This is a genomic window from Candidatus Beckwithbacteria bacterium (assembly GCA_012797845.1).
Classification (GTDB): domain Bacteria; phylum Patescibacteriota; class Microgenomatia; order UBA1400; family UBA1449; genus JAAZOH01.
This window is the reverse complement of sequence record JAAZOH010000024.1, coordinates 1-22,692: the sequence shown is the minus strand read 5'-3', so window position 1 is coordinate 22,692 and position 22,692 is coordinate 1. Positions and strand designations below refer to the sequence as shown.

General features: G+C 37.4%; 34 protein-coding genes. 20 read left to right on the top strand and 14 right to left on the bottom strand.

Annotation, left to right across the window (positions count from 1 at the left end; translation table 11 throughout):
• Positions 1-175 precede the first annotated feature (175 nt).
• The 4 genes from GYA49_03275 to GYA49_03260 are packed head-to-tail and all read right to left on the bottom strand — an operon-like array spanning position 176 to position 2,214.
• Entirely contained in the window at positions 176-931 is a 756-nt protein-coding gene (locus tag GYA49_03275; GenBank protein ID NMC36043.1) for a hypothetical protein, read from the bottom strand.
• A gap of 19 nt (positions 932-950) precedes the next feature.
• Complete coding sequence (locus tag GYA49_03270) at positions 951-1,415, bottom strand: hypothetical protein (protein NMC36042.1); 465 nt, start codon at positions 1,413-1,415, stop codon at positions 951-953.
• 18 nt (positions 1,416-1,433) lie between these two features.
• A complete protein-coding gene (locus GYA49_03265; GenBank protein ID NMC36041.1) occupies positions 1,434-1,907 on the bottom strand; it encodes an acyltransferase in 474 nt (157 codons plus the stop codon).
• A gap of 37 nt (positions 1,908-1,944) precedes the next feature.
• Positions 1,945-2,214, bottom strand: a complete 270-nt coding sequence (locus GYA49_03260) for a pathogenicity locus (protein ID NMC36040.1) — start codon at positions 2,212-2,214, stop codon at positions 1,945-1,947.
• Between the two features lie 56 nt (positions 2,215-2,270).
• Here GYA49_03260 and GYA49_03255 point away from each other — a divergent pair, with 56 nt between their 5' ends.
• On the top strand, positions 2,271-2,609 hold the full coding sequence (locus GYA49_03255) for a DUF1801 domain-containing protein (protein NMC36039.1): 339 nt from the start codon (positions 2,271-2,273) through the stop codon (positions 2,607-2,609).
• 113 nt (positions 2,610-2,722) lie between these two features.
• On the opposite strand, the gene GYA49_03250 is transcribed toward GYA49_03255, so the two are convergent.
• Positions 2,723-3,298 (bottom strand): hypothetical protein, encoded by a 576-nt coding sequence (locus GYA49_03250; protein NMC36038.1) that lies wholly within the window; start codon positions 3,296-3,298, stop codon positions 2,723-2,725.
• A 53-nt stretch (positions 3,299-3,351) separates the two neighbouring features.
• Complete coding sequence (locus tag GYA49_03245) at positions 3,352-4,812, bottom strand: glycosyltransferase family 39 protein (protein ID NMC36037.1); 1,461 nt, start codon at positions 4,810-4,812, stop codon at positions 3,352-3,354.
• Positions 4,813-4,918: 106 nt separating this feature from the next.
• Here GYA49_03245 and GYA49_03240 point away from each other — a divergent pair, with 106 nt between their 5' ends.
• The 5 genes from GYA49_03240 to GYA49_03220 all read left to right on the top strand — a co-directional run bounded on the left by GYA49_03240 (position 4,919) and on the right by GYA49_03220 (position 7,038).
• Complete coding sequence (locus GYA49_03240) at positions 4,919-5,425, top strand: hypothetical protein (GenBank protein NMC36036.1); 507 nt, start codon at positions 4,919-4,921, stop codon at positions 5,423-5,425.
• Positions 5,426-5,508: 83 nt separating this feature from the next.
• Complete coding sequence (locus GYA49_03235) at positions 5,509-5,904, top strand: DUF2178 domain-containing protein (GenBank protein NMC36035.1); 396 nt, start codon at positions 5,509-5,511, stop codon at positions 5,902-5,904.
• Positions 5,901-6,119, top strand: coding sequence for a helix-turn-helix transcriptional regulator (locus GYA49_03230; protein NMC36034.1), 219 nt, complete (start codon positions 5,901-5,903; stop codon positions 6,117-6,119). Before GYA49_03235 ends, GYA49_03230 begins: the two co-directional genes overlap by 4 nt.
• Complete coding sequence (locus tag GYA49_03225) at positions 6,109-6,537, top strand: hypothetical protein (GenBank protein ID NMC36033.1); 429 nt, start codon at positions 6,109-6,111, stop codon at positions 6,535-6,537. Before GYA49_03230 ends, GYA49_03225 begins: the two co-directional genes overlap by 11 nt.
• 33 nt (positions 6,538-6,570) lie before the next feature.
• A complete protein-coding gene (locus tag GYA49_03220; protein NMC36032.1) occupies positions 6,571-7,038 on the top strand; it encodes a hypothetical protein in 468 nt (155 codons plus the stop codon).
• Here GYA49_03220 and GYA49_03215 read toward each other — a convergent pair.
• Entirely contained in the window at positions 7,030-7,509 is a 480-nt protein-coding gene (locus tag GYA49_03215) for a hypothetical protein (protein NMC36031.1), read from the bottom strand. The genes GYA49_03220 and GYA49_03215 overlap by 9 nt on opposite strands.
• Before the next feature lie 35 nt (positions 7,510-7,544).
• Positions 7,545-7,736: a hypothetical protein gene (locus GYA49_03210; GenBank protein NMC36030.1), complete on the bottom strand. Its 192-nt coding sequence runs from the start codon at positions 7,734-7,736 to the stop codon at positions 7,545-7,547.
• A gap of 47 nt (positions 7,737-7,783) precedes the next feature.
• Here GYA49_03210 and GYA49_03205 point away from each other — a divergent pair, with 47 nt between their 5' ends.
• Genes GYA49_03205 through GYA49_03180 form a run of 6 tightly spaced genes read left to right on the top strand, consistent with a single transcriptional unit; the run spans position 7,784 to position 12,613 of the window.
• Entirely contained in the window at positions 7,784-8,191 is a 408-nt protein-coding gene (locus tag GYA49_03205; protein NMC36029.1) for a hypothetical protein, read from the top strand.
• A 7-nt stretch (positions 8,192-8,198) separates the two neighbouring features.
• A complete protein-coding gene (locus tag GYA49_03200; protein ID NMC36028.1) occupies positions 8,199-9,089 on the top strand; it encodes a UbiA family prenyltransferase in 891 nt (296 codons plus the stop codon).
• Positions 9,090-9,130: 41 nt separating this feature from the next.
• A complete protein-coding gene (locus GYA49_03195) occupies positions 9,131-10,159 on the top strand; it encodes an acyltransferase (protein ID NMC36027.1) in 1,029 nt (342 codons plus the stop codon).
• Positions 10,160-10,209: 50 nt separating this feature from the next.
• Positions 10,210-10,602, top strand: a complete 393-nt coding sequence (locus GYA49_03190) for a hypothetical protein (GenBank protein NMC36026.1) — start codon at positions 10,210-10,212, stop codon at positions 10,600-10,602.
• Position 10,603: 1 nt separating this feature from the next.
• Positions 10,604-12,430 (top strand): carbamoyltransferase, encoded by a 1,827-nt coding sequence (locus GYA49_03185; protein NMC36025.1) that lies wholly within the window; start codon positions 10,604-10,606, stop codon positions 12,428-12,430.
• Between the two features lie 24 nt (positions 12,431-12,454).
• Positions 12,455-12,613 carry a hypothetical protein gene (locus GYA49_03180; protein ID NMC36024.1) on the top strand — a complete coding sequence of 53 codons (159 nt, stop codon included), beginning with the start codon at positions 12,455-12,457 and terminating at the stop codon, positions 12,611-12,613.
• Here GYA49_03180 and GYA49_03175 read toward each other — a convergent pair.
• Entirely contained in the window at positions 12,605-13,738 is a 1,134-nt protein-coding gene (locus tag GYA49_03175) for a hypothetical protein (GenBank protein NMC36023.1), read from the bottom strand. The two genes, GYA49_03180 and GYA49_03175, sit on opposite strands and share 9 nt — an antisense overlap.
• Positions 13,739-13,822: 84 nt before the next feature.
• Here GYA49_03175 and GYA49_03170 point away from each other — a divergent pair, with 84 nt between their 5' ends.
• From GYA49_03170 to GYA49_03160, 3 genes are read left to right on the top strand one after another with little or no spacing between them, the layout of a single operon-like run.
• Positions 13,823-14,065, top strand: coding sequence for a hypothetical protein (locus GYA49_03170; GenBank protein ID NMC36022.1), 243 nt, complete (start codon positions 13,823-13,825; stop codon positions 14,063-14,065).
• Between the two features lie 2 nt (positions 14,066-14,067).
• On the top strand, positions 14,068-14,586 hold the full coding sequence (locus GYA49_03165) for a cysteine hydrolase (protein ID NMC36021.1): 519 nt from the start codon (positions 14,068-14,070) through the stop codon (positions 14,584-14,586).
• A complete protein-coding gene (locus tag GYA49_03160; protein ID NMC36020.1) occupies positions 14,576-14,920 on the top strand; it encodes a hypothetical protein in 345 nt (114 codons plus the stop codon). Before GYA49_03165 ends, GYA49_03160 begins: the two co-directional genes overlap by 11 nt.
• On the opposite strand, the gene GYA49_03155 is transcribed toward GYA49_03160, so the two are convergent.
• Complete coding sequence (locus GYA49_03155) at positions 14,917-15,120, bottom strand: HypC/HybG/HupF family hydrogenase formation chaperone (GenBank protein NMC36019.1); 204 nt, start codon at positions 15,118-15,120, stop codon at positions 14,917-14,919. The genes GYA49_03160 and GYA49_03155 overlap by 4 nt on opposite strands.
• A gap of 63 nt (positions 15,121-15,183) precedes the next feature.
• Here GYA49_03155 and GYA49_03150 point away from each other — a divergent pair, with 63 nt between their 5' ends.
• Genes GYA49_03150 through GYA49_03140 form a run of 3 tightly spaced genes read left to right on the top strand, consistent with a single transcriptional unit; the run spans position 15,184 to position 17,610 of the window.
• Positions 15,184-15,690: a hypothetical protein gene (locus GYA49_03150; GenBank protein ID NMC36018.1), complete on the top strand. Its 507-nt coding sequence runs from the start codon at positions 15,184-15,186 to the stop codon at positions 15,688-15,690.
• 3 nt (positions 15,691-15,693) lie between these two features.
• Positions 15,694-17,010: a Ni/Fe hydrogenase subunit alpha gene (locus GYA49_03145; GenBank protein ID NMC36017.1), complete on the top strand. Its 1,317-nt coding sequence runs from the start codon at positions 15,694-15,696 to the stop codon at positions 17,008-17,010.
• Between the two features lie 33 nt (positions 17,011-17,043).
• Positions 17,044-17,610: a hypothetical protein gene (locus GYA49_03140; protein NMC36016.1), complete on the top strand. Its 567-nt coding sequence runs from the start codon at positions 17,044-17,046 to the stop codon at positions 17,608-17,610.
• Here the strand turns inward: GYA49_03140 and GYA49_03135 are convergent.
• A complete protein-coding gene (locus GYA49_03135) occupies positions 17,602-17,985 on the bottom strand; it encodes a hypothetical protein (protein ID NMC36015.1) in 384 nt (127 codons plus the stop codon). The genes GYA49_03140 and GYA49_03135 overlap by 9 nt on opposite strands.
• Positions 17,986-18,014: 29 nt before the next feature.
• On the opposite strand from GYA49_03135, the gene GYA49_03130 reads away from it, so the two are divergent.
• The gene (locus GYA49_03130) at positions 18,015-18,737 is read left to right on the top strand and encodes a hypothetical protein (protein ID NMC36014.1); all 723 of its coding nucleotides are present in this window, start codon (positions 18,015-18,017) and stop codon (positions 18,735-18,737) included.
• Between the two features lie 6 nt (positions 18,738-18,743).
• Entirely contained in the window at positions 18,744-19,298 is a 555-nt protein-coding gene (locus tag GYA49_03125) for a flavin reductase family protein (GenBank protein NMC36013.1), read from the top strand.
• On the opposite strand, the gene GYA49_03120 is transcribed toward GYA49_03125, so the two are convergent.
• The 3 genes from GYA49_03120 to GYA49_03110 form a co-directional block, all read right to left on the bottom strand.
• On the bottom strand, positions 19,270-20,172 hold the full coding sequence (locus tag GYA49_03120) for a DMT family transporter (protein NMC36012.1): 903 nt from the start codon (positions 20,170-20,172) through the stop codon (positions 19,270-19,272). The genes GYA49_03125 and GYA49_03120 overlap by 29 nt on opposite strands.
• 56 nt (positions 20,173-20,228) lie before the next feature.
• Positions 20,229-21,089 (bottom strand): 2-oxoacid ferredoxin oxidoreductase, encoded by an 861-nt coding sequence (locus GYA49_03115; GenBank protein ID NMC36011.1) that lies wholly within the window; start codon positions 21,087-21,089, stop codon positions 20,229-20,231.
• A 1-nt stretch (position 21,090) separates the two neighbouring features.
• The coding region (locus GYA49_03110) for a 2-oxoacid:acceptor oxidoreductase subunit alpha (protein ID NMC36010.1) at positions 21,091-22,692 on the bottom strand (1,602 nt) is incomplete at its 5' end.

Below are 22,692 nucleotides of genomic sequence, written 5' to 3'. Positions count from 1 at the left end.
TGAATTTGCGCTTTTTGACCCGTTAAAAGAACAGTTACGCAAAACTAGGCGTTAATTGCCAGTCCGTAAAGAAGTTTTGCAGTAATTGTAGGTTGACGCTAAACTCTATTTTATGGTTACAGAATGCGTCTACTAGGCGGAGCCTAAAAACTAGACAAAGCAATCCCGTACAACCTTAATAGCGTAGAGTATTAATTTTTAGATAAATCTTAAAGTAAAAAAAACAAACCAACACTCCTAGTAAAATTAATGTAAGCCCTGCTATGTAGTCTAGAAATTGTGTTTTTTCTCCGGATCTTTTAGAAATTGGCTTAGCTATCAAAAAATAAACACCCAAACTAGCTGAATATATAAAAAGAACACGAATGCTAACTTTAATAAGTTGATTGTCAGCCAAAACGAAAGATCTAAAACCCAAAACACTTAAAGATCCAATTATCAAACCCAGTATGATATAAAACAATGGATGATCGTATTTGATAAATTCATGTTTTTCTTTAATACAAGTTGTTTTATCTAATTTTGCTAACAACTCATTTTTAAATCCTGAGAAATTATCTAAAGCAGTGATAAAAACACTTTTCCTTTCTTTCAGCCAAATATAGATTTCTCTGATTGTTTTTTGTGATGTCCATTTTATTTCCACATGATTAATGTCGGATAGAGAATATTTTTCAGAAAGCGATTTTGTTATTTTTTCTAGCTGATTATTATTTAATCTGATTGTTGTTTGAAGTAGCTTGCTAAAGAATTTGAAAGAGAAAATTCCGATCAAAAAAAGACCAACAGCTGCTGCTAAATAAACATATAAAGATAAAGGAAATTCAAACATCATTGATCCTAAAAAAAGACCAATGATTAAGGTTAGTGAGAATGTAAAGTAAGCCTTTTTTCTACGTGCAATTTCAGTTTGTGAGATTCCATATTCCATAACCTTATATCAAAAATAACTATTTCAATTTATGTACAAATTCCTGAAGTGCATTACTATAGTTTTTGGCTTTAACATCTTTTCCTCTGATAGCTAAAGTAGCAATTGGTTTTTTGCCAGTTTCGGCTTGCAGGTCAGCAAAGACGCCTTCGCTATTAATGCCACCCATAGTGCAGAAAAAAGCTACTTTTTTTAGCCCTTTTACATTTTGTTGAATATAGGTGCGAATAGCTGGGGTAGCGTTAACCCAAATAGGTGTTCCAATAATTACCCGATCATATTTACTAGGATCGTATTTTGGGGTTTTAATGGCAGTAATTTTTTTGCCCATACCGTCCCCACCAGCTAAAAACCATCTAACAGGTCCCCGTCTATTTTTAGTATCATAGACAATTTCAAGATCAGCTTTTAAATTTTTGGCAAGTTCTTTAGCAATTTTGGCAGTATTGCCAGTGCGAGAATAATAAACGATTAAAGTTTTCATAGTTTTTTTTAAATTAAATTAATAACGTTTTTTTATAAATCTAGCAGGAATTCCACCGACAATAGAATATGGTTCAACATCTTTGGTAACCACTGCACCTGCAGCTATGACCGATCCTTGACCAACGGTTACTCCAGATAAAATAGTTGCTCGGGCTCCGATCCAAACATCATCCTGGATTGTAATTGGTTTACTTACGATACCTTGTTCTCTGATAAGGAGTTTAGAATTTTTAAAATTATGATTGGTGGTAAGAAGAGCAGTGCCATAGCCTAAAAGAACATTATTTCCTATGACAATTGGAGCCATCGATTCAAAATAGCATTGGCTATTAATAAATACATTATCACCCACAGACACATTATGTTTAACAGTAAAGGTACAGTTTTTATTTAAACGCAAAGAACGTCTACTGCCTGTCAGCCCAGAAAGTGTTCCTCGAATATCTGAAGTAAAAGCGCAATACCAATCAAACAATTTAGCTAATAACATGACATTATTTTCTCATATTTCTCTTATTTATTAAAAATCATTTTTTATCTTTCCAGTTCCACCATTTTAGTTTTTCTAAATTACGCCCGCCATTTGCAAAATAGATGGCACAACGAAACACATACAGTAAACATCTATCCTGAGTAAAGCCGACCTTTGTATTACAAGCCTGGTACAGTTTTTCTGGTTTTTTGCCTTTTAAATCAGCGATTGTTTTAATGTCAATCCCATTAAGATCCTTGGCAATCGAGGGACCAACTCCGGGAATGCCAGTCAAGCTACAAAAGTCATGAGTTTTTTGTTTCATAATCTAAGTCATATGTTTACAATAGGAAAAGACCTTATTTTGTTTATTATAAAACCATGAATCAAAAAGTTGACGCCTATATTGAAAAACAAAAAACTCCCCAGAAAGAAATTTGTCAAACAATAAGACAAATAATTTTTGACACCTTTCCGGACATGCAGGAAGAAATGAAATGGGGAGTGCCAGCTTATGGAAATGGACAGTATTACATTGTTGCTTTAAAAGATCATGTTAACTTGGGTTTTTCGTTAAAAGGTTTGATAAATGAAGATATGGCTTTATTTGATGGAGGAGGAAAAACCATGAAACATATTACAATTAGTTCTATAAAAAATATTGATAAAAAGAGAATTATTAACCTTCTAAAATTGGTGGAAGAAAGATCAAAAGCTTAGGCTTTGCAGTAAGTATTACCTTTATTGTATCTGATACTATAAAAATCAAGCTCCAAGCATAAAATAACACCCATGTAAAATAGGTGTTATTTTTATAGAGACATTTTAGATCTTTAGTTGTCCTCACCCATTTGTTCAAGTTGTTGTCTTTGTTCGGGGGTTAGATTCCCATTCATAGCATCATCCACATCAATAAAGCTAATATTGCTAGGTGGAGTAAAAGTACTAGGTGAGATTACGGTGGGCATACAGTTGACATTCTCATTGAGCTGATTAGGATCAATATTACCAAATGGAGTATTGTCATCCTCGCTACCTTCAGCTGGCTCGAAACACATTTTAATGCCGCTGGTATCTCCTTCTTTCCAGCTCCACATACAGTTGTCTGTCAAGAGTACATTAGCCTTTTGACCATTCATGGTCATAATGCCAGCATATTGATTTCCCTGGATAATACCATCAACTTGACCCTGACCATCATCAGTGTCAACAGAACTACTACATTTGATTGGTACACCTAGTTCCATGGCGGCTTTTAATGAGCCAGAAAAAGGATTGCCTTTACCAGCTTGATTGCCAGCACCAGCCTGGTTACCATTATTTCCTTGTTTACCAGCACCGGGTAGGCTACAGCTAGCCAAAAGAACCGCTCCTACTAAAAGTATGAAATAACGTTTCAAAACACTCACCCCCTTTCTTTAATTTTGAATTTATATTTTATCCATCATAACAAACTTCTTTCCTAGTGCGCAAAGTAATAGGTTTCCCATAATTTTGTATTAAGTTCGAGAAATTGTTTTGTTTTGGGATCATAGCCATACATAGTGTGACAATCTAAATGGTTGTATTCACAAGCCGAACGGATTAAGCTGAAAAGCTCCTGATAACGGCAGCCGCTGGTTTTATAAGGAGTTTGATCTTCACATTTTAAGTTTATATTTTGATGTTGAATAATACTGAGAATATTTTGGTAAGCCAAATAGGGGTTTTGGTAAAAATCTTCTCCAATCCATTGCCGATAACGCCACCTAACTGGTACAGCTAAATTTTGATAGTTTGGCAATAAAACTAGAAGATGATGTAATGGTAACAACACTAATATTACAGTTAAAAATAAAGATTTTGGCTTGATATGATCATAGGCCCATAAACCAATCCAGTAGATTAGGTATAAAGAAAATAGAAAGATAGTTGATCGGCGTAAACCTTGAGTTTCTGGATAAGCAGTCATGGAAATTACCGAGTAAATATTGAGAAGACAGCCGAGAGAGATTATGGCCAATAGCAAAGTAAGACCAGCTTGTGACTTTTTACGATATATAAAATACATGGCAGCCAGTAATGCTAAGCCAGGAAAGGTGAGGGAAAAATCTGGATACTGAAGATTAAAATTATAACTATTGCCATTAATAAACATATCCCTTAAGACCTGATTAAAATTGCTTATAAGGAGAGTGGGGGCAAAGGATTTGTCGACCTGAGTAAACACAGCATTGCGTTTAAGCTCCAATGTTAAAAGATCTGACCAGGGAACAAACAGTCCTAAAACAAAAAACAACAAGCTAAACCCAAATCCCAAGCACAGTAAAGATTTAAGCAAATCTAGTTTGCTAGCTTTTCTCCAGGAAATAAGTAGTAATGCTGGTAGATAAAAAATAGTTGATAGATAAATTCTGGGATAGAGATTCAGCAAAAAGCCAAGTAAAACATAAGCAAACGCTTTAAGGTATCCAGATTTAATAGCGGGTAATGTTAATGCTAAGTAAAGTAAAGGGGAAATTAAAATAAGATCAATACCATAGTGAGTTAAAAACGTATTGAAATAAAGCATGGTGGGAGACAAACAGTAAGCAGTTAGAGCTAAAAACAAAGACCACGGTTTGAGATATTTTTTTAAAATAAAAAACAAGGCATAGTTAGAACATAGGGCAAAAATAAGCTTAACAATTTTAGGATTATAAAAACTGAACCCAAAAATAGTGTTAAAAAGATGGTAAATAAGATAAAAGCCTAAATGGCCGGAGAGATAATCATATACTTGACCATGCTTGAACCAATAGACATTGCGGATGGCCTCAGCTAATTCTTCATATCGAACCTGATGATAGGAGTTAAGAGTGTAAGCAAGCTGAATTAACCATAAAAGCAAGGGGATAGCATAAGGCCAATACGTTTTGAAAATAGTAGATAATCGTTGCCGCATGAATTAGTTATTTCAATTTTACGTACAGGAAACATAAAAGACAAATCATTGACTTTACTACTTATTTTTGCTTATATATAAATATATTATTAATTTTTTAAAATCTATGAAAATTAGAAAAAATTGCACTTCCCAAGCTGGGATAGCACCAGTTTTGATTATTATTCTCATTTTAGTATTACTGGTTGGAGCTGATTTTACCTATGCTGGAATTTTAAGTAAATGTGGTGATCAAGCAATTAATGAATGTCTGGGTTTGAGTGAAACGCAAGAACAAGTTGAGCCAGAAGGTGAGGTGGTGGTTGCTACCGGCAGTTTTGCCTATAAAAAATATAGTGTCAGCATATCTATGAATATTCCTCTGGAAGGTGGGGTTGTAATAGGAAATTTTAGTGGAGATTGTGATGGCCAAATTAGTGGTAGTTACAAAGGCGGTGATGGTGGCACAATTAGTGGTAATGTAACAGGTAGCTGTGCACCTTTACTAGTACCCATTCCAGCTAAAGGTACTTTTACGGGTGTAGTTTGGCAGGAGCAAAAAACAGTACCACTTACCGCTACTGGTGGAGCAGCTGGTTTTTCGGGAAGTGGCTCACTGACACTAAGCTACTAAATTTCTTCCCTTACACAATTAGTTGACTTTTTGATTTCATAATGGTAAATATATTTTACATTTAGTAAATTATATTTACCATTATGACTATCTTAAAATACAAAACTATTAAAATTACCCTCTTTGCTTTTTTGGTGGTTAGTGTGGCGGTAGCAATTTGGCAAAACATGCCATTTTTAATCTTTTTAGAGCTAGGTTTTTATATGGCTCTGATTTCTCTTTTAAAAACCAGTGTTAGAGGAATTTTGCTTGATGAACGGCAACAGCAAGTGCGAGAAAAAGCTGCTCAAAGCTCGTTCCAAATTCTCCTACCATTACTATTTTTAACTAGCATAGCTTTGATTACAGGTGGTCGTAGGGAAGATTTTTACTTTATTAAAGGGTTGGGTATTATTTTGGGTTATATAACACTGTTGGGTTTAGCTATTTACGGGTTGATTTATTGGTATTTTGACAAAAAGACAGGAGGCCGCTCATGATTAAAAATCATATTAAAGTTTTACGAGCCCAGCGTGACATGACTCAAGAACAGCTAGCTGAAGCTGTAGGAGCAACCCGTCAAACGATCCTAGCTATCGAAAAAAATAAATACTACCCAACGCTGAAACTGGCTTTTGCTATTGCTCAAGCTTTTGGAGTTGGAATTGAACGGGTTTTTTATGAAAATCAAAAAGGAGAAGCTTATGAAAAATAACTACTTACTTGGCTTTGCCAAAGATAGGCTGCAGCAGTGGTTTTTGTATTGGCTAGTTTTGGGAGGTGGCTTTATTATTCTATTGTTTTTAATTACCAGTACTTGGATTGGGGTGGATGTGCGAGGTCGTTGTCAAACTGCTCAGGGTCGCTATAAAGGTGATTGCGTGGAAGCCTTGATTCAAGTTATTGATAATAATGCTAATAGTTTTCGGGATCGTAACTATGCTATTTGGGCTTTGGGGCAAATCGGTGATCCCCGAGCCAAGACAATCCTAGAAAAGTACTATACCGGCAAGATTCCACCTCGTGAACCGTATGATGCGGGATTGAGTCAATATGAAATGGAGAAAGCCTTAAAACTAGTTAAGGGTGGAACTAATGTAACCCACCTTGTTTGGAATCCAAACCGGCTTTGAAAAAACTTTTAGTGTTGTGGTTAAATAGAAAATATGAAAATTGTAATAGTCTATGATTCTAAATTTGGCAACACTCAAAAAGTAGCTGAAAATATAGCTAAAAGTTTTGGCGGTAAACACAAGGTGAACGTGTTGGCAGCTAGTAAATCAAGCAGGAAAGATTTAAATAAAATAGATTTGCTCATAGTTGGCTCGCCAACTTATGGTGGACGACCAACTTTGGCTGTTCAAGCTTTTTTGGATCAAATTCCGGCTCAGAGTTTGAAAAACATTAAAGTGGCTGCTTTTGATACTAGGATGCTGGCTCAAGATCAAAGTGCATTTTTGAAAACTGTAATGAAAATTATTGGTTATGCTGCTCCTAAAATACTAAAAACTTTAGTTCAAAAAGGTGGTCAGGCGATAGTTCCTGCTGAAGGTTTTATCGTGACTAGTAAGGAAGGACCTTTGCAAAAGGGTGAATTAGAAAAAGCTAGTAAATGGCTTATAAAGCTAGGGTAAACCTGGCACAGCTTCCATAACAAAATCACCAAGCTCCTTTTGTTGCTGGGCTGAAACTACGGGTAAAGTTCCGGAGATAATGAGAAATATAGTTACTACTCCGATAGCAGCTAGAAAAAACAAAATAGTTAGTATATTAATCCCAAGCGCTATAGTTTTATAAAAAAAAGAACCAGAGTTTTTAGAAACTTCTGGTTCAGAGTTATCGTTTTCAAAACTTTCAGAATCTAGATGTCTTTTAGGAATTACCTGTTCAATAGAGTTAAAGGTTCCTGTTTGATTAGAAGTCTTTATTGGGGTGAGAGGCGGAGCATCTACTTGATCTTGAGAAGCTTGATTGTACCAATGTTCAGCTTCGCTTATTTGTTCCTTGCTCCAATTCATTTGTGCCAACTGAGGTTTGATAGTATCAAAGGGAATTTCAGCTTTAAAACATCGTTGCAAATACTGGATAAGTGAAGGAGGCAACATATCTAGAGTATATATAAAAACCGAAGAGAAGCAAATTACTTGATTAGCTTATCGTAGCGTTGATTATAAGTATCAATCTTTTGTTCAAGTTGTTCCAGGTTTTGATTGACTGTTTCAATATCATGACGAGCGGTGGGAGAAAATAAAATATTGCCGCGTTGACTGGACCAGAAATAAACCAATAGAGCAATAACTACAGCTGCAACTAAAAGTGAAATAAAGTTCATAGCTAGCTAAGATAAAAAATTGTGTATATACTAATACTACCTTATCTATGAATAAAAATCATTGTACGGTCCCATCTCAGGTAATTGGTGAAATTATTGGTCTTATCTTGGCTTTGGGATTTAGTATCTATCTGGCTCCAACTTTACCTTTTGTGACCAGTACTTACCAGTTGTGGTTACCAATTGGTATTGCTTCAGCCATTATCTCAGCAGTAAGTCGAATTGTAGGTCACGTTATGTATATTTGGCCGGTCAAACCACTAAGTCAAATCATTGCCCACGCTGTTACCTTGTATTCAATCTGGCAACTGAAAACCATTTTCCCGTTTGATTTTGGTCTAGTTGGTTATGATCAGCTAAACAGTATTTTGCAATTTACACTTCTAGTTGCCTTATTTGGAACTGCAGTTGCAGCTCTAGTTAATTTCATCAAACTTATTACTCTTCATAAATAATAATTTTATGTCAAAGCTGACGGCTTTTTTAGATTTGACGCGGGCTCATTTTATTCCAGCTTGGATTTTAATTTTTACGGCGGGATTTGCTACTGGGACAGTTTACTATGGCGGATTTTCACTTATTTTACTTCTAAAAGTGATACTGATTGGAGCTTTTGGTTTTGAAGCTGGAATGGTGCTGAATGACTGGGTAGACCGAGACCTTGATAAAAAAGAGCAGGATCATGGTTTGACTAAATATTTTCGGTTCTTTAAGACCAGGCCTTTGGTTTTAGGCACTCTTAGTCCTAGACAAGCCTTAGCTACAGCTATTGCTTTAGCATCTATAGCCGTAGGGCTAATAATTACATTACCTAGTCCTCATTGTTGGTATGTACTGGTAGTGATGTTGTATTCATATATAGTTGAGTATTTTTATCAAATTAAAAAACGTAAGCAGCAATGCCCGTACTCCCAGCTGATAGGTCGGACTGATTTTGCTTTATTTCCTGTTGCTGGTTATTTAGTGATAGGTCACCCTGATTTTTTAGCTTTAATGTACTTTTTATTTTTTTACGCCTTGGCCGAAGCTCATTTAGGTATTAATGATTTAGCTGACCTAATTAATGATAAAGCGAAAAAATTGGTAACTATTCCAAGGTTATATGGCAGCAAAGGAACAGTGTATTGGATCGGAGGATTTTTGTTTGTGCATATAGTACTCTCAGTGATATTTATTTTTAATTTTCAGTCCAAGGCTTTGCCAGGCTTTTTGCTAAGCTATGCGTTACTTATTCTAGTTGGATATAAAATTGCAAACAGTCCAAAACCAAAAACAGCTTTGCAATTTTTGCCGCTTGTACATGGAGCTATGGCTTTACAAGCTATAGCTTTGATATTAAGTGCTTGGTTTTAATCTTCTTTTGATTGTGGAGCGAGTTTTGCTATGCTAGGGGCATGGTGAAATCTTCATCTAGTCGGCAGAATAATTTTGACCTACTGCGTTTACTAGGAGCTCTATTGGTTATTTTTTCTCACTCTTACGCGATATCTGGCTACGGCGAACCAAAGCTCTTTTTTTATCCCAGAGAAACCTATGGCTGGCTGGGGGTAATTATTTTTTTTACGATTAGCGGCTATTTAATTACAGGTAGCTGGATGAGACGCCAGCATGTGGGATCATACCTTAAAGCTCGGGCTTTACGAATTTTTCCGGCTCTTATTCTAGTAGTAAGTTTAAGCATTTTTATACTTGGACCATTGGTAACTACTAGATCATTAACCAACTATTTTACAGATAATAAAACCTATCAATATTTTGGTACAGTATTTTTATACTTAGATAATAATTTGCCTTTACCGGGAGTGTTTGAACATAATCCCATTCCAGTTGTAAATGGCTCGCTCTGGACTTTACAGTATGAATTTAGCTTATATCTAGTTATCTTAGGTTTAGGCTCACTTTTAAGAGCTAAACTACGTTACCTCCTGCCAGTTCTTATTCTCCTGATGCTGCCGTGGTATGGCACGTACCGGGCTGGAGAACACTATCTGGGTAATATGAACGGTTTCCGCATTTTGGAGTTTAGCAGCTATTTTCTGTTAGGAGCATGTCTGTTTTTATACAAAAAGTGGATTCCTTTAAAACCTACTTTGGTTGGATTAGCTGTAGCTTTATGGACTGTTATAACTTTAGCTGGTAAATCACCGCCTTGGCTGCTACTGCCAACCTTGGCCTACCTAATTATTTTTGTAGCGCTATATCAGGGTTTGGCTTTTATGCACCAAGCTATTAAGCTGGAACGGATTGGCGATATTTCTTACGGGCTCTATATTTTTGCTTTTCCGATCCAGGGTTTGGTGGTTTGGGCTCTACATGGTCAGGCGACTCCTTGGCAAACTACGCTTCTAGCTTTGCCCTTGATTGTTTCTTTAGCCGCCGCTAGTTGGCATTTTTTAGAAAAAAAAGCCCTAGCTTTAAAATAAGTATTGCTTCTCCTTGCTAGGCCGAGGATTTACTGTTATAACAGTATCCTGTGAAAGACACGCTTAAACTCGCTGATTTTGGTAAAACCCTAGCTCTTGTTTTTTTCTTTTTGTCGTTGTGTTGGCAGGGTAAAGAACCTGATTTTTTAGCTTTAGCTTTCCGGCTCTTGGCCTTTCTGTTTGCCGCTTTAGCTTTTTTGTACCCCTCATCTTTGGATGAGTTTTACCAGCTTTGGATGAAACTGGGGGAATTTTTAGGTCACTATGTGAGTCTTGTTTTACTCTTTATCATATATTTTATCTTTATCACCCCCTATTCACTACTGATCAAACTATTTAAAAACGATTTGCTGGATAAAGCTATTGATTCCAAATGTGACAGCTACTGGTTAGATTTTAGTCCCAAAAAGGTAAGTAAAAACGATTTTGAAAAACAGTTTTAATATGACCTATATTTTAGGAATTTCTGCTTTTTACCATGATAGTGCAGCCTGTCTGGTTCGAGATGGTGAAATACTAGCTGCTGCCCAGGAAGAACGCTTTAGCCGTAAAAAAGGTGATGAAGCATTCCCAGCTCAAGCTATTAAATCTTGTTTGCAACTAGCTCAAATTGAGGCTCAAGATTTGGACTTTATTGTTTTTTATGACAAGCCGTTGGTTAAATTTGAACGGATTCTAACTACCTATGCTGACACAGTGCCTCAAGGTTTTGCTTCTTTTGCCAAAGCTATTCCCTTGTGGTTGCGGGAGAAGCTGTGGATTAAATCGACTATTGCTAGAGAATTAGAAATCAGTAATGTTCCGATTCTGTTTACCCAACATCATCAGGCGCATGCGGCTTCAGCCTTTTACCCATCACCTTTTGCTAAAGCTGCCATTATAACCACAGATGGAGTAGGCGAATGGACGACTTCCAGTATTGGTTACGGCGAAGGTAATAATATTAATCTTTTGAAAGAACAGCGCTTTCCGCACTCTTTGGGCCTGCTGTATTCAGCTATGACTTACTACACGGGTTTCAAGGTCAATTCAGGTGAATATAAAGTGATGGGTTTAGCACCATATGGCCAACCCAAGTATGTGCAAACAATTCTGGATGAACTAGTTGACCTCAAAGCTGATGGCTCGTTTCATTTGAACCTCAGGTACTTTAATTACCTGTCAGGGTTAACGATGACTAGTCATGCCTTTGACAAACTCTTTGGTGGTCCAGCTCGAAAGAGTGAAACTAAACTGACGCAAAAAGATATGGACCTGGCCCGGTCGGTCCAGGAAGTAGCTGAAGAAATTATGCTGCGCCAGGCCCGCTACGCTAAGACTCAAACTAAAGCTAAAAACCTGTGTCTGGCTGGAGGAGTGGCTCTAAACTGTGTAGCGAATGGGCGGATTTTACGGGAGAAAATTTTTGATGATATTTGGATTCAGCCGGCAGCTGGGGATGCTGGTGGAGCTTTAGGAGCAGCCCTGTCAGTTTGGTATCAGTATTTAGGAGAAAATCGAAAAGTTGTCAAAAACCAAGATAGCCAAAAAGCCTCGCTTTTAGGGCCTTCATTTAGTAATGCCTACATCGCCAGGTTCTTAGATAAAAATAGGATCAAGCATCAGTTTTATGAAGACCGACAAAAACTTACGGATACCATTGCCCAGCTTTTAGCTAAAGAAAAAGTAATCGGCTTTTTCCAGGGACGGATGGAGTTTGGGCCCAGAGCTTTAGGGGCCCGCAGTATTTTAGGTGATGCCCGGTCTAAAACCATGCAGTCGGTTATGAATCTAAAAATCAAATTCCGGGAGTCATTCCGGCCTTTTGCGCCGGTAGTTTTAGAAGAAGACATTAGTAAGTATTTTGAGCTAGACCGAAAGTCACCCTACATGCTGCTTGTTGCTCAAGTTAATAAAAACCACTGTAAAATAATGAGTGCTAAGCAGGAAAAACTGTGGGGTATAGATAAACTCAATGTGCCTCGGTCTGATATTCCGGCTATTACTCACATTGACTACTCAGCCCGGGTCCAGAGCGTCAACCAAAGCGAAAACCCGTACTACTACGATGTGTTGAAGGCGTTTAAAAAGCTGACTGGCTATGGGGTTTTGGTCAATACCTCTTTCAATGTCAGAGGTGAGCCTATTGTCTGTACGCCCCAAGATGCTTACCGCTGCTTTATGAGGACTGATATTGACTATTTGGTTTTAGAAAACTTTTTACTAGACAAAAAAGACATGAAGCCTTTAAAAGATGATACTAATTGGCGACAGGAGTTTACTTTGGATTAATATTTGCTTTATAGTAAATCATATATGAGCTCACTAGGACTACTCAAAGAAGTTGTAGAATTTTTATGGCAGCGCAAGCTGTTTTGGCTAGCACCAATTATGCTAGTTTTGCTGCTGATAGGTGTTTTACTTGTGGTCAGTTCTGGTTCGGCTCTGGCGCCGTTTATTTATACCTTATTCTAGAGCGGCACTATCAGTAGCTTCCAACTCGGTTTTAATAAAGCTGTGTATCTTCTGCCATTTATCAATGCCATCTTTTGGCATCAAAATCGATTGACCGTCATTGCTGACACCAAACGTCAAGACATTATCAGTAGTTAAAGCAACAGTTTTAAGTTGATACTCTCCTAGATTGGGTTGCTTTTTGACTAGGGCTAGCACATCTTTCAGACTAATATCAGTAGTCACAAAATCAAAAAACTGGGAAATCAGTTGGGGGATTTTGGGAATAGCATAGAGACTGAGGGCTTTATCTTTGACTGCTTGTAAAACTGCCTGCTGGCGCAATGCCCGGCTAAAATCGCCGCCATTGGTAGGTGAGTGGCGGGAGCGAGCATATTTTAGAGCCGTATTACCATCCATGTTTTGCCAGCCTTGCTCAAAATGAAGATTTTCAAAACGGCAGCTAAAAGATTGCTCAACCAATTCTCCAGATAACGTTGCTTCAATTTGGGCTACTTCCTCTTCAGACTTACCGCATAAATCATCTTTTTTATCAGGCAGCGGATAGTAAGGATCATCAAAAGCAAATGGTACATAGACACCAACTCCGCCCAAGGTATTGATAATCGTTTCAAAGCCAGAAAAATCCACTCCGACTGTGTAATTAATAGGAAGGCCAGTAACTTGGGTGATTACAGTTTTAGCAAGGTTAAAGCCGCCATCAGTGCCCGAATACTCCTTGGGTTTTTGAGGATATCCTTTATCATCTAGACCAATAGCGTAGGCAGCATTAATCTTGCTATAGTAAGGGTCTTTGGCTATAGGCAAATTGACCCAAAGGTCTCGAGGAATGGAAATTAACGTAATCTGTTTTTGCCTAAAATTAATGCTAGCTATCATAATCGTGTCTGAAAGATAACCACCATCATGGTTTGGCCCACCGTAACCTAAGAGCAAAATCTGCTGTGGAGCCAGGGGATCTGGGGTGGGAGTGGGCTTTGGAGTAACTTGAGCTTTGTCAAAAACTTGATTATTAAAAGTAGTGAGGTTGTTAGTTTTGGTTTGAACTAAAGTAAAAATAATAGCCCCAGTTAGTAAAAAAATAGCTAAAGCCGTAGCAATGATAATGATTTGTTTTTTGATCATAGGTAGAGAATGGTCAATTGTAGCAAATTTTAGAAAATCTGTTTACTTGCTACAATATACTTGTTATTAATTTTTAAAAAACCTATGAATACTTGTCAAAGTTGTGGTATGCCCACAGATGCCAAAACTGTTTCCAAATTTGATGAGCGTTATTGTATTTATTGCCAGGATCAAGAAACGGGTAAACTTAAAAGTTATGAAGAAGTGCGGACTGGCAGTATTGGCGCAGCTATAAAATTTATGGGTAAAAGCAAGGAAGAAGCTGAAACTATGGTTGATACTATGTTACCTGCTTTACCAAGATGGCAAGAGGAGAATAAAGCTTAAATATGTCAGACGCTGCTTTGATTTTGATTGACTTTCAGGAACAATGGCTTGATCCCAAGTCTGATTACTTCGTGGGTGATATAGCTAAAATATTAGAGAAAGTAAATCGACTTATTCAGTTTGCTCGTAAACAGGGTTTAAAAATCATTTTTACTAGACATATTGAACAAGATTCAAAAACAGACTTTGCTCCTAATTCTAAAGGAGTAGAGATAATTTCATTACTACACAAAGACAAAAAGGATACTTTAATTACCAAGTATCGCATTAACCCTTTTTATCAAACCAAGCTTGAACAAGAATTGGTAGGAGTTACTAAAGTTGTGGTGGCAGGAATTTTAACTAATCTTTGTGTTCGTAGTTTTGTAGAAGCAGCTTATGATCGAGATTTTGCTATTACTGTTATTGCTGATTGTTGCGTAGCATTTGATCAAAAAACTCAAGACTTTACGATCCAAGATCTAAAAAATACTAGGGAAGAAATTCAGTTTATGGATTTAGAAGAATACTATGCTCGTTGATTCATATCAAATTACGGTTTATATTATTCCCGAAAAAGCTAAAGTTTTAATTGACGCAATTAAACAAGTTACTGAACTTAACTACGGCAATTACCATGGGGTTTATTTCCAATCTCCGGCTGGAGAGGAATTTTACCAGCTCAAACCTGAAGCTGAGCCAAACCAAAACATTGATCCCGAAAAAATCTATAGCTCTAAAACAGTCAAATTAGAATTTTCAATTCCCAAAGATGAACAACTCTTGCAGAAAATAATTGCAGCTATTTGGCAGGTACATCCTTGGAAAGAGCCGGTAATTCGAGTAGTTGAAGGATTAGAAAGCAGGAAAGACTAGCTTGTTTGCCAAGCTTTAAGCATCTCTTTAGCATCTTTTGCTGATAGAACTCGGGCCACCAATCCCATTTGGACCATAACCCAATCACCAACTTGTACTTTTTCCTCAGTCAGCAAGGCTTTACGAGTTTGGTCAGGATATTTGACCAAAACTTCACGACCGTTGATTTTAGTAATTTTGCCAGGGATAGCTAAACACATAAAACTAAAGTTTAAATTAGTAATTTACAAATTATGCTTATTAAACCATAATTATAAATAGTTATGAATGATCAACTGCCCAAAACTTCCAAAAAAAAGTTAGTGGTTGGCTGGTTCTCCTTTACCTGCTGCGAAGGTTGCCTAATCCTTTTTACTGAACTACTCAATGATCTTTATGATGACTGGAGCAAGTTGGTTGAGTTTCGTCACTTGAAAGCTCTTAAAATGAAAAATGAGCTGCGGGATTTAGACGTAGCTTTTGTGGAAGGAGCTATTTCTTCTGATTCTCAAGTCGAAGAAGTTAAAAAAATTAGAGCCAATTCCAAATATGTAGTAGCAATTGGTAGTTGTGCTTGTAATGGTCGGCCTTCAGCTTCCAGAAATGATTTTAAAGAAGAAGAACTGACATATCGGATTCAGTGGTACTACGAACATTTTCACTATGGTGATAAAGTCAAAAAACTCGAAGAAATCATTAAAGTTGACGACAAAGTTGACGGTTGTCCCATGAATGCTGCGGTTTTTAAACAAGCGGCTACTAAGTATTTGCAATTATTTAAATTAGTCTAAATTATGCACTCAGGTGATATTACTATTGATAGCATTACTAAAGTTGAAGGTAGCGCTGGTCTTGAGGTTAAAGTTGCTGATGGTCAAGTGACTGATCTGAGGTTTGTTATCCGTGATTACCGGCGTTTTTACACCCAAGCAGTTAAAGGCAAACCGCTTGTGAGTGTACCGGCTTTTTTGTCCCGGATTTGTGGTACCTGTTCTGTCTCTCATCTCTTTGCCTCACTAGAAGCTTGCGAAAAATCTCAAGGTATTCAAATTTCAGAACAAACTCGGATTTTACGCCAGCTAGCCTACGATGCTTTAATGATCCGCGATCATGCGTTGCACCTGTATTTTTTTGTACTGCCTGATGTTTTAGGAATTGATTCAATTTTGGATATTCCCGAAGATCCTGACAATTTTGGACACCAACTCCTACATGATTCATTTGATATTAAAAAACTGGGCACGGATATTTCCAATGCCATTATTGGGGCAGCCATTCATGCGCCATTGCCAACAGTAGGTGGTTTTTTGAAAAACCCTGATCCTAAAGTTTTCCCAGAGCTAGTCGACCGACTCGAAAAAATCCGGCCACAAGTTATTCGTGGCATTAAACTATTTTATGATTGGGATGCTTCTTTGATTAGAAATAGTGATTATATGTGTTTACGCAACCCCAATCGCTTTGATTTTTTGGAAGGGGAGATTGTCAATACAGATGGTCGCAAAGTTCCAGAATCTCAATTTCATGACTTCTTGCGCTCAGTCGTCATTCCTTATTCTCAATCCGAAGGCTACGTTTTTAGTGATACCCATGAAGACTATTTAGTTGGTTCACTAGCTCGAGTCAATATCAATTTAGATCAGCTCCATCCTCGAACTAAAGCAGATATTAGTGAGTATTTAGGCTTTTTCCCGTCTAATAATATTTATGATAATAACCTGGCTCAAGCAGTAGAAATTTTACACTGTGTAGATGAAGCCATTGATATTTTAAAAACTATCCAAATAAAAGATGAAAAACCAATAGCTTTTACGCCTAAAGCTGGGATTGGAGTGGGGGTAGTCGAAGCCCCACGAGGAATTTTGTATCACATGGTCAAAACAGATGATAAAGGAATCATCACTGACTGTGATGTGATCGTGCCGACCTCTCAAAACCAGATCAATATGGAAAATGACCTGAAAAAATACTTTAATGATAATATTGCTACTAAGTCTCAGGATGAGCTTAAATACGAAACAGAAAAAATTATCAGAGCTTACGATCCTTGTATGTCATGTGCTACCAACTTTTTAAAGATCAAGTGGATTGAGAAAAAAGGTAAAAAATAAGTTTCCCTATACATTTATTGTTATAATGCTGATATGAAAAGTGCAGTAATTCTTCATGGTTGCTGTGATGAGGCTGAATATTTCAGTAATCAATACCCTTCTTCATCAAATAGCCATTGGATACCTTGGTTGCAAAAACAACTTCTTATCAATGGTATTTTTACCCAAACTCCAGAAATGCCAGAACCTTATAAGCCAAGTTATGAAAAGTGGTGTCAGGTATTTGAAAAATTTGATATCAATGAAAAAACTATTTTAGTGGCTCATAGTTGTGGAGCTGGTTTTTTGCTTCGTTGGCTAAGTGAAAACCAAGCTTGCATTAATAAATTGATTTTAGTAGCTCCCTGGCTTGACCCCAAAAAAATAAAAGCTCCTTTTCTTACTTTTACTATTGATCCTAATTTAGAGAAAAGAGTTGTAGAGATGCACGTTTTTATTTCAGAAGATGAAACAGTTGACGGAGTTAGAGAGTCAGTAGAAACAATTAAAGCTATGTTTTCAAAAACTATTTTTCATCAATGTAAAGACAAGGGTCATTTTAGCTTCGAGGAAATGAAAACAGATATTTTTCCTGAACTGCTTGAGGTTGTTTTAAGCTAGAAGCTTTGCAACAAGCTTTTCTATTTTCTGATAATTTAGTTTTTGATTTATTGGTAAACCAATGATAAAAACCTGGCCAATTTTGCCCAATTTTTGTAAATACTTAAGCTGAAAACCAAGATCAAAATCGTGAGCCGTGAAACGGGGAGGCAATTGCAGTTTTTCCAAATCAGCTTGAGTTACGAGTTGAGGCTGCTTTAATCCTTCAATCACATCCATAATAACTATCTGTTTTTGGCTCACAAACGGTAAATCTTCATTGGGTTTAATAGTTACAAATTGTATTTTTGGGAAAATCTTTTTGAGTTTTTTAGCAGCAGTAAAAGCTAAGCTATCTGGTTCATAATCTTGGTTGCCAAAAAGGTAAATAATCATGCTTTATTTTACCAAGACAATGGCTTAGTATGTTGACTATGGATACTAAAGCCTTACAGCTTTGCGCTCACTTTGCCTTACAACCTAATCAACTGGGTTATTGTGGCCGAGACTGCGCCCCAGCTAAATTTCAAAAGTGTATGATTGCCGGTGATTGCAAAGGAGTAGAAACAGAGATTAAAAAGTTTATCGTCTTAAACCCTTACTTACAAACGATTGCAGAGGTGACTGGTTTAGACCCCTTTTCTTATCAAGTTATTGAGGCTTACTGGCTAGGCAATGATTTACTTAAAAAATTCAAACCCAAACATTATCAAATTTTGCTTAAATATCTGGCTAAGCAAGGTGTACCTGATTGGCTGCTCAAAGAAATCAGTAAAAAACAGCCCAAGGCTTTTATTCCCATCCATCTTTTTAACATTCTTCATGTGGGAGTAGGAAGAACCAGCGGCAGCGTGCCCTTTAATCTCAAATCAATCAATCAATGTATGATCCGGTGGGGAGTGGTTAGCGAAAAAGTAAAAGCGAAAAAGTTAAAACTAAAAGTTAAAACTCAAAGCTTAAGAAAGACTAGAAATAACTATCAACTAATTAGTAAAGCTGAAATAGTAGATTGGAATAAAAAACTAGTGTCTGATATACACACAGGGGATCAGGTAGCAGTGCATTGGGGTTGGGTAGCCAAAAAACTAAATAAACAAGAAATTGAAAATTTACAGCTGTGGACAGAGAAATTAGTAAAATCTATTTAAAATATTATGCTCAAAAAAACCTCAATCAAACTTGCTCTGCAAAAATTTTTCCCAGAACCATTAGCTTTGGTTGTTAGCAAAGAACCTAAGGGAAGAGTTAATTTTTGTCCTGTTGGCTATTTTTCAATTATTTCCCATGACCCAAAAATTTGGGTAGTTGGGCTTTATGAAAAACACTTCTCTAGCAAAGTAATTAAACAAAGCAAAGAATATGTTCTTTGCTTACCCTCGCTTGAACAAGCTAATGATGTTTTGTATTGTGGTTCAGTTCACGGTTGGAAAGTTGATAAAACTAAAGAAACTAAGTTTAAACTCCTACCAGCTAGTAAAATCAAAACACCTCTTATTGATGCGAGCATTGCTTGTTATGAGTGCAAGGTTGTAAAAACAGTCAAAATTGGAGATCACCTCGTATTTTTTGGGAAAATTGTCGCTGCCCACACGTCCAATAAAAACTGGCAAAAGAAACTTTATAATTTAGACAACAAAAACTTGGGATCTTTGAATTACATTTTGGAAAAAGCAACACCAATCAGTTATTTGCCAGAAGGGGAAGATTAGTTTTCCTCATCTCCGAAACAAACACTGCAATTCCCAAAACCATTAGTCCAGACTGAAGCCACAGTTCCCAGCTAAAATTGTGGGTAATAAAAATTGCTGACAGCACATTAGTTACCAAAGTAGAAGCTACTAAAACAGTAGTGACTAAAGTAGCTGGGGCATATTTTAAAGCTCGATACCAAGTCATCACATAAGCCAAAAGCGTTAGAGCAGTAGCGCCTAGCCAGAAGTATTGTGTACCAGTCAGGCTAAAAACTTGAGCTACACTTTGGGGATAAAAAATAAAAGAAAAGGCCAGTAAAATTAAGCTACCAAAACCCATTCGAGCTCCGGTCAATAAATCCGGATCAAGAGTTTTCAAAGCTTTTTTAGCTATGATATTTTCAACGGCCCAAAAAAGAGTAGCTGCTAAAATCATGAGCTCGCCGGTTGAAAAACTTAAACCGCTAAAACCACCGACTAATGCATTGCTGGCAAATAATAAAAAGATAGCTCCCAGCTGAAGATAAGAAATGTTTTCTTTTAAAAAACGCAAACCAAACAAAGCTACCCAAAGAACTAAAGTTTTATGAATTAAAGCCGCATTGATAGCCGGGATTTGTGATAGGCCGGTAAAGAACAGGTAAAAAGGAATGCTACCACCAATAATTCCAATTAAAACCAATTGTTTAATTTGTTGCTTGCTCAGTGATTTTAATTGACTGATTTTGCGGCTGAAAATCAAAAGCGCAATAATAACAAGGCCAACTCCAACATTTTTAGTAGCGGTAAAAACTAAAGGTGGAGTGATAGCACCCACGGCAAACTTATTAATAAAAATAGACACACCAGATACAAAAGCGGTAATAAAAGCTAGTTGAATTCCTTTATTCATAAAATAAACACCTCCCACCCATAAGTGGGAAGGGTAGCGAAATACCTTTATAAAACTTATTGATACTTAATAAATTCAGCTGATATATCTCTTTTTTCAGGTTCAGAGCTGACCAAAGGCTGCTCGGCAATTTGAGGAATTTGAGCCTCATATGAAGGTTGCTTAGTCTCTTCGTAAAAAACACCCAAACCGATTTTCTTTTCACCCCATTCCTGAGCTTTGGCAAAAGCAGCTTCTTTATCTGTTGAATCATAACTTTCGGGTAAATAATATGTATTTTCTTGATAAAAATTCAAAGGGAAAGCTTTGCTGTTAAACGTAATGCAAGGTTGCAAAATATCAACAATAGCAATGCCTCTATGGTTATTGGCTTTAATAATCAGCTCTGTCAGTTGCTGCAAATCATTACTAAAGCCTCGAGCCACAAAAGTAGCACCGGCGCCAATAGCCAAAATTAAGGGATTAAACGGCCAGTCTAAATTACCATCCGGAGTGGATTTAGACACAAAACCATGAGGTGAGGCGGGTGAAGTTTGGCCGGTAGTCAGGCCATAAATAGCATTGTCATGCAGAATGATCGTAATGTCATGGTTACGTCGGCAGACATGGATATAATGATCGCCACCTTCACCAAGACAGTCTCCATCACCACAAAAGGCAAACACATTCAGATCTTTATTGGCTAGTTTAATACCGGTAGCTAGAGGCACGCTGCGGCCATGTAAGCCTTCAAAACCAGTAATGTGGGTAAAGTTTAGGATATGGCCATGACAACCAATCCCAGCGGTTAAGGCCGTATTACTACTGTCCCAACCTTCTTTGGCAGCGGCAGCTTTAAAAGCAGCCATAATACCAAAGTTACCGCAGCCTGGGCAAAAATTGGGTTGGATAGGTGTGTTTAAGTCAGCTGGGTTCATACTATTTTTTCAAAACACTAGTAATTTTGGCAGCAATCTCTTCTGGATAAATGGGACGACCGTCGTATTTAAGCAAATGATCTAAAATCTCAATACCGGTTTTTTCTCGGATAATACTGGCCATTTGGGCCGAATAGTTACATTCGATATTGATGACATATTTAGCTTTGTCTAAATGACGTTTAACTGCTTCGGTTGGGAACGGACTGACCCAAGTCAGGTGCAAAAAGTTGACGTTAGGAAAATCTTTCAGAGTTTCTAAAATAGCTCCTTTATTACTACCCCAGGAAACTAGGGTAATGTCAGCTTCTTGTGGCCCATAAAGCTTAGGCTCTTCCATATCTTCTTTAATACAAGTCTGCAGCTTGGTCATACGCTTTTTCATTTGCGCATTGCGGTTATCAATTTCTTCATTGGAATAACCAATTTCATCATGCTCATCAGAATTGGCTAAATAGTAGTTACCAGTCCCAGCGGCGCTACGCAAAGAAATCCCATCATCAGAAAGGGCAAAGCGTTTGAAGTTTTCCATTTTTTCTCTAGTAAATTTGCCTCGATCTAGTTGCCAGGAGCTGTAATCAAAAGCCGGGTAGCTTTCGTCATTTTCGCAAATATGTTTATCAATGATTAAAATTACTGGGGTTTGGTATTTATCAGCTAGGTTAAAGGCTTTCATGGTGAGCTCAAAGGTTTCTTGACCATCACCAGCTGCTAAAACAATTCTGGGAAAATCGCCTTGATGAGCTGAGACAACCATTTTCAAATCACCTTGCTCAGTCCAAGTGGGAATACCGGTAGCCGGAGCGCCGCGCATACCCTCAACTATGACGACCGGAGTTTCTGATAACCCTGCCAAACCATAGGTTTCACTCATTAGACAAAAACCACCGCCAGAAGTTGCCACCATGGACCGAGCACCAGCATGAGCAGCACCTAAGGCCATATTGATAGCGGCAATTTCATCTTCAGGTTGTTTATAAATAAAGTCATACTTTTCTTGCAAGGGAGCTAGTGTGTGTAAAATATTAGAAGTTGGAGTCATGGGGTAAATAGCCGCAAACTGCAAGCCAGCAGCAATAGCTCCGAAAGCAGCGGTCTGATTGCCATTAACCACCATCAGTTTTTCTTGGCTTGCTCTAGGTTCCAAAACCTTACCACAACAATTTTTATATTCTTTGGCTGCGTAGTCGTAACCTTGCTCAACCCCTTTGTGATTAAGTTCAATGACTTCAGCTTTTTTATGACCAAATTCCTCAGTGATCAAATCTTTTAAATGTTTGAGGTCACCGCCCATCAAGGCTAAGCTAGCGCCTAAAGCCACAGTATTGCTCATAATTTCCGGACCACCCAGGTCTTTAACAATCTGAGATAAAGGAACTGGGCATAGCTTAACCGAGCTTTTAACTTTGCTGGTATCAAGGTTTTTATCTTTATCAAATAGCAAAATGGCATCATCGGTTAGTTCTTCAAAATGAAAATCAATCGTATCTTGGTTTAAAGCAACCAATAAATTAGTAGGCTGAAAAGCGGAAGTGACTTTTTCCGGGGAAATGGAAACCTGCATGACATTGTGACCACCGCGAACCAAAGAAGGATATTCGGT

Bases quoted from the DNA above. Each gene is read 5' to 3' on its own strand.
- GYA49_03185 (NMC36025.1), top strand. From the start codon at position 10,604: ATGACCTATATTTTAGGAATTTCTGCTTTTTACCATGATAGTGCAGCC.
- GYA49_03220 (NMC36032.1), top strand. From the start codon at position 6,571: ATGAAAATTGTAATAGTCTATGATTCTAAATTTGGCAACACTCAAAAA.
- GYA49_03130 (NMC36014.1), top strand. From the start codon at position 18,015: ATGTTGACTATGGATACTAAAGCCTTACAGCTTTGCGCTCACTTTGCC.
- GYA49_03155 (NMC36019.1), bottom strand. From the start codon at position 15,120: ATGTGTTTAGCTATCCCTGGCAAAATTACTAAAATCAACGGTCGTGAA.
- GYA49_03260 (NMC36040.1), bottom strand. From the start codon at position 2,214: ATGAAACAAAAAACTCATGACTTTTGTAGCTTGACTGGCATTCCCGGA.
- GYA49_03210 (NMC36030.1), bottom strand. From the start codon at position 7,736: ATGAACTTTATTTCACTTTTAGTTGCAGCTGTAGTTATTGCTCTATTG.
- GYA49_03140 (NMC36016.1), top strand. From the start codon at position 17,044: ATGAAAAGTGCAGTAATTCTTCATGGTTGCTGTGATGAGGCTGAATAT.
- GYA49_03200 (NMC36028.1), top strand. From the start codon at position 8,199: ATGTCAAAGCTGACGGCTTTTTTAGATTTGACGCGGGCTCATTTTATT.
- GYA49_03160 (NMC36020.1), top strand. From the start codon at position 14,576: ATGCTCGTTGATTCATATCAAATTACGGTTTATATTATTCCCGAAAAA.
- GYA49_03170 (NMC36022.1), top strand. From the start codon at position 13,823: ATGAATACTTGTCAAAGTTGTGGTATGCCCACAGATGCCAAAACTGTT.
- GYA49_03270 (NMC36042.1), bottom strand. From the start codon at position 1,415: ATGAAAACTTTAATCGTTTATTATTCTCGCACTGGCAATACTGCCAAA.
- GYA49_03120 (NMC36012.1), bottom strand. From the start codon at position 20,172: ATGAATAAAGGAATTCAACTAGCTTTTATTACCGCTTTTGTATCTGGT.
- GYA49_03235 (NMC36035.1), top strand. From the start codon at position 5,509: ATGACTATCTTAAAATACAAAACTATTAAAATTACCCTCTTTGCTTTT.
- GYA49_03265 (NMC36041.1), bottom strand. From the start codon at position 1,907: ATGTTATTAGCTAAATTGTTTGATTGGTATTGCGCTTTTACTTCAGAT.
- GYA49_03215 (NMC36031.1), bottom strand. From the start codon at position 7,509: ATGTTGCCTCCTTCACTTATCCAGTATTTGCAACGATGTTTTAAAGCT.
- GYA49_03115 (NMC36011.1), bottom strand. From the start codon at position 21,089: ATGAACCCAGCTGACTTAAACACACCTATCCAACCCAATTTTTGCCCA.
- GYA49_03195 (NMC36027.1), top strand. From the start codon at position 9,131: ATGGTGAAATCTTCATCTAGTCGGCAGAATAATTTTGACCTACTGCGT.
- GYA49_03180 (NMC36024.1), top strand. From the start codon at position 12,455: ATGAGCTCACTAGGACTACTCAAAGAAGTTGTAGAATTTTTATGGCAG.
- GYA49_03145 (NMC36017.1), top strand. From the start codon at position 15,694: ATGCACTCAGGTGATATTACTATTGATAGCATTACTAAAGTTGAAGGT.
- GYA49_03230 (NMC36034.1), top strand. From the start codon at position 5,901: ATGATTAAAAATCATATTAAAGTTTTACGAGCCCAGCGTGACATGACT.
- GYA49_03175 (NMC36023.1), bottom strand. From the start codon at position 13,738: ATGATCAAAAAACAAATCATTATCATTGCTACGGCTTTAGCTATTTTT.
- GYA49_03125 (NMC36013.1), top strand. From the start codon at position 18,744: ATGCTCAAAAAAACCTCAATCAAACTTGCTCTGCAAAAATTTTTCCCA.
- GYA49_03225 (NMC36033.1), top strand. From the start codon at position 6,109: ATGAAAAATAACTACTTACTTGGCTTTGCCAAAGATAGGCTGCAGCAG.
- GYA49_03205 (NMC36029.1), top strand. From the start codon at position 7,784: ATGAATAAAAATCATTGTACGGTCCCATCTCAGGTAATTGGTGAAATT.
- GYA49_03275 (NMC36043.1), bottom strand. From the start codon at position 931: ATGGAATATGGAATCTCACAAACTGAAATTGCACGTAGAAAAAAGGCT.
- GYA49_03165 (NMC36021.1), top strand. From the start codon at position 14,068: ATGTCAGACGCTGCTTTGATTTTGATTGACTTTCAGGAACAATGGCTT.
- GYA49_03240 (NMC36036.1), top strand. From the start codon at position 4,919: ATGAAAATTAGAAAAAATTGCACTTCCCAAGCTGGGATAGCACCAGTT.
- GYA49_03150 (NMC36018.1), top strand. From the start codon at position 15,184: ATGAATGATCAACTGCCCAAAACTTCCAAAAAAAAGTTAGTGGTTGGC.
- GYA49_03135 (NMC36015.1), bottom strand. From the start codon at position 17,985: ATGATTATTTACCTTTTTGGCAACCAAGATTATGAACCAGATAGCTTA.
- GYA49_03245 (NMC36037.1), bottom strand. From the start codon at position 4,812: ATGCGGCAACGATTATCTACTATTTTCAAAACGTATTGGCCTTATGCT.
- GYA49_03255 (NMC36039.1), top strand. From the start codon at position 2,271: ATGAATCAAAAAGTTGACGCCTATATTGAAAAACAAAAAACTCCCCAG.